The sequence below is a fragment of the Leptotrichia sp. oral taxon 847 genome (assembly GCF_001553645.1).
Lineage (GTDB): Bacteria > Fusobacteriota > Fusobacteriia > Fusobacteriales > Leptotrichiaceae > Leptotrichia.
On record NZ_CP014231.1, the window covers coordinates 1879861 to 1894605 of the forward strand.

General features: G+C 30.2%; 12 protein-coding genes. 4 read left to right on the plus strand and 8 right to left on the minus strand.

Features of this window, described 5'->3' with window-relative positions:
• Positions 1-30 precede the first annotated feature (30 nt).
• A complete protein-coding gene (locus tag AXF11_RS08915; protein ID WP_068157328.1) occupies positions 31-483 on the plus strand; it encodes a bactofilin family protein in 453 nt (150 codons plus the stop codon).
• Between the two features lie 251 nt (positions 484-734).
• The gene (uvrA, locus tag AXF11_RS08920) at positions 735-3560 is read left to right on the plus strand and encodes an excinuclease ABC subunit UvrA (protein ID WP_068157331.1); all 2826 of its coding nucleotides are present in this window, start codon (positions 735-737) and stop codon (positions 3558-3560) included.
• 300 nt (positions 3561-3860) lie between these two features.
• On the opposite strand, the gene AXF11_RS08925 is transcribed toward uvrA, so the two are convergent.
• Positions 3861-5033 carry an IS110 family transposase gene (locus tag AXF11_RS08925; protein WP_068156953.1) on the minus strand — a complete coding sequence of 391 codons (1173 nt, stop codon included), beginning with the start codon at positions 5031-5033 and terminating at the stop codon, positions 3861-3863.
• A 319-nt stretch (positions 5034-5352) separates the two neighbouring features.
• Between AXF11_RS08925 and AXF11_RS08930 the strand changes: the two genes are divergently transcribed.
• Positions 5353-6639, plus strand: a complete 1287-nt coding sequence (locus AXF11_RS08930; RefSeq protein WP_068158359.1) for a TIGR00341 family protein — start codon at positions 5353-5355, stop codon at positions 6637-6639.
• A 310-nt stretch (positions 6640-6949) separates the two neighbouring features.
• Complete coding sequence (locus AXF11_RS08935; protein WP_068157332.1) at positions 6950-7459, plus strand: DUF1439 domain-containing protein; 510 nt, start codon at positions 6950-6952, stop codon at positions 7457-7459.
• A 94-nt stretch (positions 7460-7553) separates the two neighbouring features.
• Here the strand turns inward: AXF11_RS08935 and AXF11_RS11085 are convergent, their stop codons facing one another.
• From AXF11_RS11085 to AXF11_RS10480, 7 genes are all read right to left on the minus strand, one after another.
• The gene (locus AXF11_RS11085; RefSeq protein WP_068157334.1) at positions 7554-7814 is read right to left on the minus strand and encodes a transposase; all 261 of its coding nucleotides are present in this window, start codon (positions 7812-7814) and stop codon (positions 7554-7556) included.
• Complete coding sequence (locus AXF11_RS08945; RefSeq protein ID WP_068157336.1) at positions 7777-8001, minus strand: hypothetical protein; 225 nt, start codon at positions 7999-8001, stop codon at positions 7777-7779. The genes AXF11_RS11085 and AXF11_RS08945 overlap by 38 nt, the downstream gene beginning before the upstream one ends.
• A gap of 238 nt (positions 8002-8239) precedes the next feature.
• The gene (locus AXF11_RS08950; protein WP_068157338.1) at positions 8240-9016 is read right to left on the minus strand and encodes a hypothetical protein; all 777 of its coding nucleotides are present in this window, start codon (positions 9014-9016) and stop codon (positions 8240-8242) included.
• A 238-nt stretch (positions 9017-9254) separates the two neighbouring features.
• Complete coding sequence (locus AXF11_RS08955) at positions 9255-10103, minus strand: hypothetical protein (protein WP_068157341.1); 849 nt, start codon at positions 10101-10103, stop codon at positions 9255-9257.
• Between the two features lie 16 nt (positions 10104-10119).
• Positions 10120-11805 (minus strand): M91 family zinc metallopeptidase, encoded by a 1686-nt coding sequence (locus tag AXF11_RS10660; RefSeq protein WP_068157343.1) that lies wholly within the window; start codon positions 11803-11805, stop codon positions 10120-10122.
• A 320-nt stretch (positions 11806-12125) separates the two neighbouring features.
• Positions 12126-12665 carry a hypothetical protein gene (locus AXF11_RS08965; protein ID WP_068157345.1) on the minus strand — a complete coding sequence of 180 codons (540 nt, stop codon included), beginning with the start codon at positions 12663-12665 and terminating at the stop codon, positions 12126-12128.
• Between the two features lie 5 nt (positions 12666-12670).
• Entirely contained in the window at positions 12671-14635 is a 1965-nt protein-coding gene (locus tag AXF11_RS10480) for a polymorphic toxin type 50 domain-containing protein (RefSeq protein WP_082729405.1), read from the minus strand.
• Between the last annotated feature and the right edge of the window lie 110 nt (positions 14636-14745).

The window sequence follows — 14745 nt, forward strand, 5'->3', positions numbered from 1 at the left end:
AAAATAAATTTTTAGAAAAGAGGTTGAAAAATGGGATTATTTGATAATGGAAAAAAGGTAAAAGAAAAAAATTTAGAGTCTGTAACTTCAAGTTCTGTCACTTCAGAAGAAGATGATTTAAACGGAGTGAGTATAATATCAATGGAAACTTCAATAAAAGGAACAATTGAAACAAATTCAATGTTTCAAATCGACGGAGTTTTAGAAGGTGATATTAAAGCTAGAAGTTTAGTTCACATTGGTACAGAAGGAAAAGTTAGAGGAAATATTACAGCAAACTCAGTTTTTATCGAAGGCGAAGTTTCTGGAGATATAGTTGCTGATAAAGTTGAAATCGGCTCAAAAGGAAAAGCTAGATCAAACATTACGTCATTAACATTGGTCATTCAAGAAGGTGGAATGTTTGAAGGAAGTAAAAAAATGAAAGTTGATTTGATAAAAGATGAATCAAAAGTAGAAGTTTTAGAAAGTAACGAACAATAAATAAAATATTTTAGTAGAAATATTGTGAATTAAAAAATCTGTTTCATAGATTGTTAAATAATTTATGGAACAGAATTTTTTGTGTAAAAATTTTTATAGACTGGAGTATAAAAAAATGGTAATATTAGATGATGAAGAATATAATAAAGTTTGGGATATATAGAAAAAAATTGATTGAAGAATTTAAAAAAGCTGATTTAGAGGGATTTAAATTGATTGAGGAAAAAAATTAGAGAGGAACATTAAAGAAAATGAAAGACAACAAAATAAAGATTACTGGAGCTAGAGAGCATAATTTACAAAATATTGATATTGAGATTCCAAAGAATGAGCTGGTTGTAATTACTGGGGTTTCTGGGAGTGGGAAGTCTTCACTTGCGTTTGATACGATTTATTCAGAAGGGCAGAGAAGGTATGTTGAGAGCTTGTCGGCTTATGCGAGAATGTTTATTGGGCAGATGAAGAAACCTGAATTAGATAGTATTGAAGGGCTTTCTCCTGCAATTTCGATTGAACAGAAAAGTGTGTCGAAAAATCCGCGTTCGACTGTTGGTACAACTACTGAAATTTATGACTATATGCGGCTTTTGTGGGCACATATTGGAGAGGCACATTGTCCGATTTGTCATAAAAAAGTAGAAAAACAGTCGATTCAGGAAATTGTCGATAATTTGATGAGTTCTAGAAAAGAAAAGGATAAAATGATAATTTTGTCACCAGTTGTGATTGATAAAAAGGGAACTCATAAAAATTTGTTTTTGAATTTGCAGAAAAGAGGGTTTCAAAGAGTTCGAGTGAATGGTGATATTCTTGACTTGGGTGATGAAATTGTTTTGGATAAGAATAAAAGGCATCATATTGAGGTTGTTGTTGATAGGGTTGTGTTTAAGGCGGATAATAAGGAGTTTTTGAGTCGATTGACAGAGGCGATTGAAACTGCGAGTGAGCTTTCTGATGGGAAAATAATTGTGAATATTAATGGGGAAGATAACAAATTTAGTGAGAATTTTTCTTGTCCAGACCATCCAGATGTTGTATTTCCAGATGTTGTGCCAAGACTTTTTTCGTTTAATGCACCATATGGAGCTTGTGAAGTTTGTAATGGGCTTGGTTCGAGATTGGAAGTTGACGAGAACAAATTAATTGTTGATGAAAATTTGTCAATTAATGAAGGCGGGATAATTTTTCCAGGAGCGACGACTAAAAAGGGCTGGAACTGGGATTTATTCATAGCGATGGCAAAGGCACATAAAATCGACTTGGATAAAAAGGTTTCTAAATTGACTCGAAAAGAAAAAGATGTGATTTTTTATGGAAGTGATAAGCAATTTAAATTTTCTTGGAGCGGAGACAGTTTTAGCTATAATGGAAAACGAGGATTTGAAGGGATTGTGCATGGAATTGAACGAAGATACAAGGAAACTGCTTCTGAATCAGCAAGAGAAGAGATGGAAGCAAAATATATGACAGAGAGAACTTGTAAAACTTGTCACGGGAAAAGACTTAAAGATGTTGTATTGGCAATAACGGTTAATGATAAGAGCATTATTGACTTGACTGAAGTGAGTGTTGTTGATGCACTTGATTTTTATGAAAAAATTCAGCTTACGGAAAAACAAATGCAGATTGCAGCTGAAATTTTGAAGGAAATAAAAGAACGGCTAAAATTTATGATAAATGTAGGACTTGATTACTTGAGTCTTGCGAGAATGACGAAAACGCTGTCTGGTGGGGAATCTCAGAGAATTAGACTTGCGACTCAAATTGGAAGTAGGCTTACTGGCGTGATTTATGTGCTTGACGAGCCGAGTATTGGACTTCATCAGAGGGATAATGATAAGTTACTTGCGACTTTGAAAGATTTGCGTGATATTGGGAATAGTCTAATTGTCGTGGAGCATGATGAGGATACGATGAGAGAGGCGGATTATCTGATTGACATAGGTCCAGGTGCTGGAATTAATGGAGGAAAGGTTGTAGCACAAGGAACGCCAAAACAAGTTATGAGAAACAAAAAATCATTGACAGCACAATATTTGAACGGAAAAATTAAAATTGAAGTGCCTGAAAAAAGAAGGAAAGCAACAAAAGAGATAGTTTTGAAAAATGCAAAAGGAAATAATTTGAAAAATGTGACGGCACATATTCCACTTGAAGTTTTAACGGTTGTAACGGGGGTTTCAGGAAGTGGGAAGTCGACATTGATTAATCAGACATTGTTCCCGGAGCTTCACAACAGGCTGAATAAAGGGAAACTGTATCCGCTTGAAAATGGTGGAATTGATGGACTTGAAAACTTGGAAAAAGTGATCGATATTGACCAGTCGCCGATTGGGAGAACGCCGAGATCGAATACTGCAACATATACGAAAATTTTTGATGATATTCGTGATTTATTTTCACAGACAAACGATGCGAAAGTGCGTGGATATTCGAAAGGAAGATTTTCATTTAATGTAAAAGGTGGACGATGTGAAGCGTGTAGCGGTGCTGGAATTAATAAAATTGAAATGAATTTCTTGCCAGATGTTTATGTGGAATGTGAAGTTTGTAAAGGAAAACGATACAATCGAGAAACATTAGAAGTTCAGTACAAAGGAAAAAGTGTCGCAGATGTGCTAGAAATGACAGTTGAAGAAGCATACGAATTTTTCAAAAATATTCCGTCACTTGAGAGAAAACTGCAAACATTGATGGATGTAGGAATGAATTACATTCAATTAGGACAACCTGCGACAACTCTTTCAGGTGGAGAAGCTCAACGGATAAAACTTGCGACTGAATTATCAAAAATGTCAAGAGGAAAAACCATTTACATTTTGGACGAACCTACAACAGGACTTCACTTTGAAGATATCAGAAAATTATTAGAAGTGTTAAACAGATTGGTTGATAAAGGGAATACAGTCTTAGTAATTGAGCATAATTTAGATGTGATAAAAGTCGCTGATCATATTATCGATATAGGGCCTGAAGGTGGGCAAAGAGGTGGGAAAATAATTTTTGAAGGAACTCCAGAAGAAATTGCTAAAAGTAAAAAGTCTTGGACTGGGAAGTTTTTGAAGAAATATTTGTAATATAAAAAAAGATAATATAAATTGGTAATTCGAGGAAAATTAGACAAAAAATTTTTTGTTTGTATCAGTAAAATTTTGGTTTTTATTTGAAAGAAGTTGTAATTTTTGTACTTATTTTATATTATTAATTTTGAGTATTATAAAAAACAAATTTTAGAAAATTTAAGTTTAAAAGGAGATCAACTATGATTTGTCAAGCCCTTTTTAAAAAAAATTTTTAAATTTTTGATCTTGAATTTTGGGCGAATTTAAATTAACCTATTGAAAATAGATTTTCTTAAATATTTTGTATAGTTTTTTTTAAATAAGTTGCTCAGCGTCAAATGAAATATTATCTTTCATAAGTTTGTAAATAACTCTTACAAGCTTATGGGCAACATGACCCAGTGCCTTGTAATGATTTTTCCCCTGTGAACGTTTAAGAGCATAGTAATTACTGAAAACTTCATTGTTTCGGACAGCATTCCAGGCAGTGTAGATTAGGGAATATCGTAAATATTTTGAGCCACGTTTTGACATTCGGCATGATAAGGCTCTGAACTGCCCTGACTGTCTGACTTTAGGATCTAAGCCTGCAAATGCTAATAGCTTTGAAGGGGAACGGAATCTTGATATATTTCCGATTTCTCCCAGAATGCAGGCACAGGCAACATTGCTTATGCCGGGAATAGACAGAATAACAGGTTTAAGCTTTTCAATGATGGCATTGATCTGCTTTTCAGTATTCCTTATCTGCTCTTCCAGCAGCTCAATAGAGGAAATCAGCTGTGAAATATGAAAACTTAAGGAAATGTCCTCAAAACCGACAGAAGATCTAGCCTGACTTTTGATAATATAGGCAGTCTTTTCACAGAAATGCCCCCTGGAATTAGTTTTTAAAATATTTGTTAAAACATCAATTCCTAAGGCGGCTATTTCTTCTGAAGAAGGATATTTCTTCAAAAGGGCATAGACAGCTTTAGAGTGGATGCCTGAAGGCAGCAGGTACTGAAGCTCAGGGAATATGGAATCGAGATTTCTGGTCAGCAGAATTTTGCATTTACTTTTCTGTTTGACAAGGGAATCTCTGATTCTGTTGAGTTTTTTCAATGAAAGATATTCAATATCGCTCTGTGTAACGAGAGAGTATTCACGGGAAAGCAGCATTTTAGCGATATTGATGGAATCAATTCTGTCGTTTTTAGAATCCCTGCCATAAGATTTTCTAAAATTGGCGACATTTGAAGGATTGACCAGAGTGACATTAAACTTTCTGTTAAAGAAGAAATTAACAAAATTGTCAGAATAGTGTCCAGTAAATTCAAGAGCAATAACAATGTCGTCTTTAGGGATGGACTTTATTTTATCAATTAAGGAAAGAAAGCCCTCAAGACTGTTTTTGAACATAAAATTAGAAAAAACGATATTTCCATTGTCAGAAACAAGGGAAGCAACGTGGTTGAGCTTGGCGATATCAATGCCTAAAAAAAACATAAGATCACATCCTTTAAGAAGAAATAGGGGAACTGTAGGAACCGCAAAGTTTTATCAGGCGCATTCTTGCTAAACATAAAAATTTAAAAACTTATCCAACTATAAGGGTTAAAGATAAAACAGCGGCAATAATCTCCTTTGAAAAGTAGCGAGAGCTCCTTAAGAAAAATAAAAAGTCCGCAGTTTCCCTAAAATAATTATACAAAATAAGGGAAGAGAAAAGCAATAGGAACAGAAAAGAAAAAAATAAGAAATATAAAGAAAGGAGTGTGTGGTATTTTATATAATTATTTATATATTTATCATACAAGAATATAAAATGGAAAAAATAAAACATGAGAAATACAAGATTTTAAAAAGAAATATTATTGAAGATTCTGATTTTACAAAGGAAACAATGTTTATTCTGATTTGTGCAATGATTATAGCTTCAATAGGATTAAATACAAATTCTGTTGCAGTAATTATTGGAGCAATGTTGATTTCACCACTAATGTCGCCAATTCAGTCACTAGGATTAGGATTATCAAATGGAAATTTAAAAAGAGTTTATGTATCACTTTTTAGATTGGGAATTTTTATATTAATAAGTGTAGTAAGTTCCACTTTTTATTTTTTAGTAAGCCCTATAAATGATGCAACACCACAGATACTAGCAAGAACTTATCCTACTTTATGGGACGTTTTAATCGCAATTTTTGGTGGAACTGCAGGAGTAATTGGAAAAACTGAAGAAGATGGTGGAAATGTAGTTCCTGGAGTAGCTATTGCAACAGCATTAATGCCTCCTTTGTGTGTAGTAGGATTTGGGATTGCTCATGGGAATCTGAAAATTTTTCTTGGAGCAGGATATTTGTTTATAATAAATGTATTTTTTATAATGATAGCAACATTAGTTGGTTTGATAGTTTATTCTGGAAATATTTTTGAAGCAAGAAATAAAATTTCAATAAAAAAACAAATAATATTTTATATAGTAAGTTTAATCATAATTATTCCAAGTATATATACAGCAACAACTTTAGTTCAAGATACAGCGAGAGAAAATTCATTAAAAAAATTTATTTCAAGGGAATTAAAAAATCATTATGTTTTTGATAATTCTATTAATAAAAAAGATAAAACTGTTACTTTAAAAATTGTAGGAGATGCCTTTAAAAAACAGGATATTGAGAAATTAGAAAAAAAACTGGAAAAATATAAATTGAAAAACTATAAATTAAAAATACAGCAGTTATCCAATGAAAAGTATTTAACAGCACAGGACTTATCAAAATATCTGAACGAAGAAAAAATAAAAGAAAATGCTGAAGATGTTTCATTACCGATTGAAAATAAAAATCAAGAAATTTTGGAAAATGATTTAAAAACTGTTGAAAATATTTTATATAAAAATTTTTCAAATAATATTAGTGAAGTTAAAATTGGGAAATTGATAGATGCAAATAATAATGAGAACTTTGTTGTTTTAGTTGTTGGGAATGAAACAATGACAGATGAAATTGCTGAAAAAATAAAAAATCTTGAATTTGATACGGATAAGAAATATGAAATTATTGTAGAAAAATCAAAATCTATTTCAATGAATGAAGAAACATCAAATTAGAAAAAAATACTTGAAAAAAAATAAAAAAATTTATTATTATTATTATAGTTAAAAATTTTATTGAGAGAATATTAACTTTAAAGTTTTTGAAGAAGTATTTATAATGCAATTAACTTAAATATTTTGAGTTTTTGACTGGCTAAATTTTCTAAAAAAATTTTTTCTAAAAAAATGAAATTATTGATAAAAAATAGTTGAAATAATAAAAAAAATGCGGTATTATAAGAGTAGAAGGATTTTAAAAAAAATTGTATTTTAGTAAAAAAAATCTGATGTTAAAGCGTTAATTTAAAATGAAAAGAGGTAAAAAATGAAAAAGTCATTTTTAAAATTAATATTTCTTGTAGTAATTGTAATTGCTGGAATTATGTCTTGTGATTTTTTGGCAAATAAAACATTTAAAGTTCCAAATTCTATGATTACAAAGGAATTAAATAAAAAATTTCCAATTGAAAAAAATTTTTTGCTTGGAAAAGTTGGACTTAAAAGTCCTGTGATAAGCTTTGCAGGCGATAGACTTTATTTTTCGGCTGATTACGATGTTTCACTTTTAGCAGGAAAAGCAAAAGGTGCAATATTTTTAAATAGCGGTGTTAAATTTGATCCAAAAACAAATAAACTGTATTTAGTGGATTTGGATATTACCAAAATTACTGATGAAAAAGGAAATAAAGTAGATGATTCGGTTATGGCACAGTCGTTAAAAGCACTTGTTTCAAATTATTTGGAAATTAATGAAGTTTACACTTACGACGAAGACAAAAAAGTAAAAGTGAAAAATATGTATATAAAAGACGGAAAATTATTTGTTCAAACTTAAAAAACTTTTGTTTTTTAAACTAAGAGTGTCCAGAATTTTGTGTAAACTCAAAATATAATATATGGTACAGGATGGTAGTTTTATCATCCTGTTTTTAAATTCTTCCTTCAAAATAAATACTTAACTGAGAATATATTTCTCCCCAGCCCGGTATTCTTCCAGTCCATTTCTTTGTTGCTTCTTTTAAACTTAAATATACTGACTTCATCAATGCTTCATCTGTCGGATAAAGTGATTTTGTCTTTGTATACTTTCTTAACTGTCTGTTTAAGCTTTCTATCGGGTTTGTCGTATATGTCAGCTTTCTTATCTTTGTATCATTTTTTAGGGATAATCTGAGGCTCAAACTCAGCATTTCTATCTCTAGGAATATCTAAGTCAATATTGCCCGTACTCACTTCTTCAATTTCAGCTTCAAGCATAGTTTGAATAGTCTCAGAAAGCAAATCTTTAAGCATATCCTTAATATCATTTGTATCTTTAATATTGTAATCCTTAATTAATGTTTTAAAAATTTCGTTGTCAATTTTCTTTTTAGCCATAATAAAAACCTCCAAATATTATACAGTTATTTTACCATATATTATTTAGAGGTTTACACAAAAATTTTTACACACCCTGAATACTTTTCTTAATTAGCTAAATACATATCAGCTAACTCTAAGTTGCAATAACCTTTTCTAATTTTTACAAATAAAGTAAAATATCTAGGAGTAAATAAATTTAAATATATGACATTTTAATCATCCTTTCTTTTTAAAATCATCAAATTAATTAATATTATTTAAGATACCCTTTATCCCTGTATTCAAAATATTCTTTTGGTATTTCATCCTTAAAAAGTTTCATAACAAAATCATATAACTCTTTCTCTGTACCTTCTAAATCTTCGCTAACTTTATGTACTACTTCATATCTAGTTATTATCGTTACCATATCTTTTGGACTATTTGAAGAATAATCAAAACCATCTTTCAATTTTTCCTGTTCATGTCCATGTTTGTTTAACAAATCTGTTAAGTTTTTCGTTTTAAAAAATACTTTGGTCTCCAATGTGTTATCAGGATTTATAAAGTACAGCTCAAGTTTTAGTACCTCCATTGTATCTTTTTCAACATATCCTACTGATGATACTTTTCCAAACAAAAATTTCTTTTTATTTTTTAGTTTCAGTGGTACATTAGAATAAAAAATATCCAAAAAATTTGCATCTGATAAATTATCTAAGGTTATATCTTTGTAAATAGAAAAAATTTGACCATTAGTTTGTATTAATCTAGAATTATCAACTTTTTCTAAAGTTTTAAAATACATCAAAAATAAATATTTCGTTGGTTTAATAGAATGTAATGAATATTCGAGTATCCCAGTATTACACGAGGTATCTCCAATAGTCATATTTCTTTTATTTAAAAATTTTATTACATCTGGCCTACTATTATATTCTTCTATTGTCATCGGAGATTCACTTGTTTCTTCTGGTTCTTCAGTAAATCCACATACTGATACAGAAAAAAATATTAATAATATTACTAATTTAATTAATTTAATATTCATTGCGATACACACCTCTCAATCTTAATTTATGTTCTATTCTTAACATATTTTCTGTGATGTCGCCATCTAAATTATATTTTCCTTTACCATCTAAACTTGGTCCTGTACTTTTTTTAGCGTCATCTTCAGTTTTTCCACCTATACCAACTGTTCAATCTTCTTATATTCTACCTCTATTATTTGCAAAATTTGTTGAAAGTTCACATTTACAGTTTCTTTCGCTTGTTCAACTCTATCTTTAATCGGACTGTTCATTCCAAAATTTATAATCATAATATGGTTCAAAATTTTCTCCATTTACATGTTTTTTATAATACTCTTCTAACCATTTTTCTTGAGGATATATTTTATCACGATATTCAAAATATTCTTTTGGAATTTTATCTTTAAACGCGTCCATAATAATATTATATATTTCTTTTTCCATTCCATCTAAGTGATTTGAAGTTTTATGTAAATTTTTATATCTTGTAAATAATGTTACCATATCTTTTCTAAAATAAGACATACCGATTTCATTCTGTATTTGACTTTCATTATACTTAAACAATAAATCATATAATTTACAATTTTTATAATATATTTCTTTTTCTTCCATATTATTTGAGTTAATATAAAATAATTCTAGTTTTAATTTTAATCTATCATTTTTATCATAAAAATGACTAGCCGTAACTTTTCCATATAAAAATTTCTTCCCATTTTTTAATTTTAAAGGTACTGCTGAATAGTATTCATCTAAAAATTCTGGAACAAAAAAATCATTTAATACACTGTCTTTAGTAATTCCATAATTTTGACCATAAAACATTTCCTTATGATAATCATCTATATTGTAAGATTTAAAATACATTAAGATTTCATGCCTAAAATTATTACTTTTCAGAGAATATTCGATCATAGTTGGAAATCCATAAGCTGCTGAAAAATCTGTTTTCCTATTTTCATTGTATTTATTCATAATCTTTAGTACTTTTTTATTTTCAATAGAAATATTTAAATTATCACTTTTAATATCCTCGTTGGAGAATATAAAATTAAAAAATATGATATATAGTAGTATACTTTTTATTATTATAATCTTCATACTATCACCTACCTATTTAATATCTATAATATCTGCTTCTAAGTAACAATCCATGCTCTTTTCTTAACATATTTTCAGTTATATCGCCTGCTGAATTATATTCTCCTGTTAATCCAGGTCCTAAGTATTTTCCATAAAATATAAATTCATTTTTTACTGTTTCTTCTGTTGATTTTCCTATTCCAACTGTTGCATATTCCTCTTTCTTTCCATATTTTGCGCTTCCTTCCGTCGGAAGACCAAGAGCTGCCAAATCAGTGTATGTACCGTCTAATTCCTTTATTCCCCAATGGTCTCCCATTATTCTGCCTGCTTTATTTAATTCATAATGGGTCACCCACAACGGTTTTCCTTTAGAATCATATGCATGTGTTCCTTTTAATACACGGTACACATGTATTAATTCATGACCAACTGTGATATAAAGTTTTTGATTAGCTTCTACTATTGTCATACTTTTCAATTTATCCCAAACAAATGGGGAAATTTTTTGATTCTCATCTATCATTACAACTTTATTTTGTGCTGCCGCTTTTGATCCTTTCTTGCCACCAAACCATTTATTTGGATCTTTTCCGTTTGTAACAAATATTTTTGAGTCATCTTTTATCAAATAATCTACTAATTCATTACTTTTCACAAATTTTTCAGCATTATCCGATAATTTTCGTTTCTTACCGTCAATATAAATAAAATCTATTTCATAAGCACAGCTTTCTTTATCATTTATTCTTTTACATTCTTCTACATATTTTCTACCTTTATCTTTTTTAATGTCTAAATCGTATCCAGTTAATTCTTCAAAAACTTTTAATAACTTCTCTCTTTCTGAATCGGTAAGATTTTTATCCAAAAATATTCTATCTCCAACATGAGTATCCAATTTACTGGTATCAATAGCACCATCAGATTTCATAGAAATAGTAGTCTTGTCATCCTTATACTTATCCTGGAAATATGAATTAGTTGCTCTTCCTGTACTTTCTAGTCCTTTTTCTTCAGTTCCTGTTTCTATTTGTCTTCCTTTGGCTCCATTTATAATATGACTCCCTTCTTCCGAAATTGTTCCAATAAGCCCCGATTTTGTACTATTTTCTTTGGCATTTATATTTATTATCATCGTATGAACTCCGGTAGATGAAACATAAGCAGTTCCTGCTTTGTCTTTTAATTCAGGAGTTTCTTCGGGTGTACTAAATTTAATTTCAGCCTTATAACCTAAATCAGAATATGCCTCTTCAAAAGCTGATTTAATCTCATTTTGAGTACTTGCTACTTTCAACCTTTCACCAGCAATATTTTCTACAGTCTCAGAAAGTCTAGTTTCTCTCAACTGTCCAAAGAAATTTCTGTTGTCATCTCCTGGGTCATGAATTGAATTATCAAGTGCCTTTGTAATATCCTTTATTTCATCTTTAGCCTTATTCAAATCTTCTTTCAACTTACCAGGATTAGTAGCATACTCAATAGTCTGGCTCTCAACATTAACATTTGTAGAATGATGATCATCTCTTGTAACTTCATTAGCTTTTGTAACATCCCTATTTATTGGACTTCCAGAAGTTTCGCCTATTTCTACATTTCCAACTACCGTATTTCTAGTAATTCCTTGTTTATCCCTGTCATCTTGATTAAATCCAATGTTTGTAACTCTAGGAGACTTTCCTAATGAAGTCCCTACTGAAATTCCAGTTGTTGTCATTGTATCGTAGTTTTGAATATCGTGGCCAACATATTTATCAACTTTAAATGTAGTACCATTTTCACTCTGTTTTCCAATAATAGCTCCAGTATTTTCAACTGTTCCAACATGAAGATTACTTCCTTCACCAACAATAAAGCTGCTTTGATTATCTACAAATGCTCTACTTCCGCTTGTTCTGCTTCCATTTACATTTAAAGAACTAGGAACTCCATTTGCACTTATTCCTATGCTTGAACTGCTTGAGCTGTAGCTGTTATGAAGTTCTACAGCTTATTTCTGAATATTTGCCACGTTGTTGCTTTTTACAACAACAATTATTATAATAAACATGTAATTTTACTTTTACTTACTATTTTTTTTTGATATTTTTTTCGAGCTAACCTAATTTTATCTATTATATTTTTATATTTAAAATTTTTCTTTGAAGAATCCCAAATCACAATATCATCTTCATTTTTTATTAAATCTGGATAATCGTATATTGAAACATCAAAAAAAATTGTTTTATTTATAACATATAGTTTTTTAGTTTCGATTCTATTTAATCCTTCTAATTTATAAGAATTAGAATCATATAAAACTTCCTCTTTATTTTTAAAATTTCCATCATTACAAAGAAATTCTGATAAATATTCAATCTCAGAACTAACATTATCTTGTATGTAATCTACCCAGTATCCATCTAATTCTAAGTCATCTTCTAACCAAAAAAATTTTAAAATTTTTTTTTCCTGATCAGCATACCTAATATAATTGCCTAAAAAATCTGATAAATCATCAAAAGTTAAATCAATTGTATTATTAAAATTTTCCATATCTTGTATCAAATCCCTTTCTATAATTTTTTTATCTACCAAGAAAATTATTTCCCTGTAGGATGTGCTGGAATAATATGAGCTCTTCCTTTAGAATCATAATGTATAGTAAATCTTGAAGTAGGCATACTTTTACCAGTTTGATCTTTATAAATACCTCTATATTTACCCTTCGTATCAATTATTTCTTTTTGCCCACCATTTATTTTAGTTCCTTTTCCACTATATTCTTTTAGAATTTTTCTAGCATCTTCTATCTTCAATTCACCTTTTCCATTTTTATAATTTCTATGACTAGGATCATGTTTCCCTTGTCTATCTACATTTAATTCAGGCTGTTTTTTAGTACTATTATTTGCATTAGAATTTTTTTGTGGATTAGATTTTGGCTTATTATTGTTATTCTTTCCTACTCGTCCATTTAAAAAAACTCCAGTTATTGTTGGAATTATTTCTGCCGTCCAATTGGATTGTCTAAAGTCAATTTTTATTGGTTGGTTGCTATTCTTTTGCATATTCGCAGCTGTATAAATATCTGACATAACTAATTTGATTCCGTTATTTGAAAAAATTTTAGAAACTGCTATCAAATCATCATAACTTCTTAAACTTACAATTTCTATAGTTCTATTATCGTAAATTTTATATTTTCCTCCAAATTTTATACCAGCTTGTTCTATTTGTTTCATGATAGATTCTATTTGTTTATTATAAGAAGGTCCTATTTCTGAACGTTGCTTTTTCAATTTTAATGAAACTATTAATATTGCAAATCTTCGAGAATTTTGATCATAATCATCATCAATAATTTCTCTATCCCCTACATTCTCCCCAAAATCAACATTGGAATAATCCTTCCCATCTGAATGAATACTAATAGGTGTATTGTCATCCTTGTATTTCTCAGTAAAATACTCATTTGAAGCTCTTCCTGTACTTTCAAGCCCTTTTTCATCTGTTCCTGTCTTTCTCTGTCTGCCTTCAACTTTTCCTATTACATGGCTTCCTTCTTCAACTATTGTTCCGATAAGTCCAGCCTTTGTCGTATTCTTTGAATCTTGTGCATTGATTATTATTGTCTTAACTCCATAATCATCTACATATGCTGTCCCTGTTTTGGGATTTCCATCTTCATCTAATAATTGTGGAGAGTTTTTAGGATCTGAGAATATAATCTCTATATCATATCCTAAATCCTTGTAGGCATCCTTAAAAATACCTGCTATTTCAGTATCTACTGTCTTACCTATCAATCTTTGGCTTGTTATGTTATCAATAGTTTTATTCAACCTTACTTCTGATAACTGTCCAAAGAAGTTTCTATTATCATCTCCCATATCGTGAATTGATTTATCAATTGCCCACTTTATGTCGTTTATTTCCTCTTTGGCTTTCCCAATATCCTCTTTCAGCTTAGCTGGATTAGTGGCATACTCAATAGTCTGGCTCTCAACATTGATATTTGTACTGCTGTGAGTGTCCTTTGTAACTTCATTTGCTCTTGTAATATCTCTGTTTATTGGACTTCCAGAAGTTTCTCCTATCTCAACATCTCCAATTACAGTGTTTCTTGTGATTCCTTGCTTGTCCCTGCTGTCCTGATTAAATCCAACATTTGTAATTCTCGGTTTTCCTGTTGAAATTCCTATTGATCCGCCTGTTGTCTTCATTGTGTCGTGATTCTGAATATCTTTTCCAACATAGCTGTCAATCTTGAATGTGGAGTTTCCTTGCTTGCCAACTACAGCTCCTGTATTTTCAAGCGTTCCAACATGAAGACTGCTTCCTTCTCCGACAATGAATGTGCTTTGGTTGTCTACGAATGCTCTATCTCCATTTGTTCTGCTTCCGTTTATGTTTACAGAGCTTGGCACTCCGTTTGCACTTATTCCAAGGCTCATTCCACTTGAGCTTCCAATTGTCGTGCTTGTGTTCTGTCTTGAAATAACTTCCACTTTTCCAATGTTTCCAGTTACTTTTCCGCCTTCCTGGTTAAAGCCGTTTAGTACCATTGAGCCAGTATTGTTGTGAACTTCATTTACATTCTTGAAATTCCCGTTTGCATAAATTGTTTCAACTGTATTCTGGTTACTTTGGCTAGCTGAAATACTTCCATCATTTC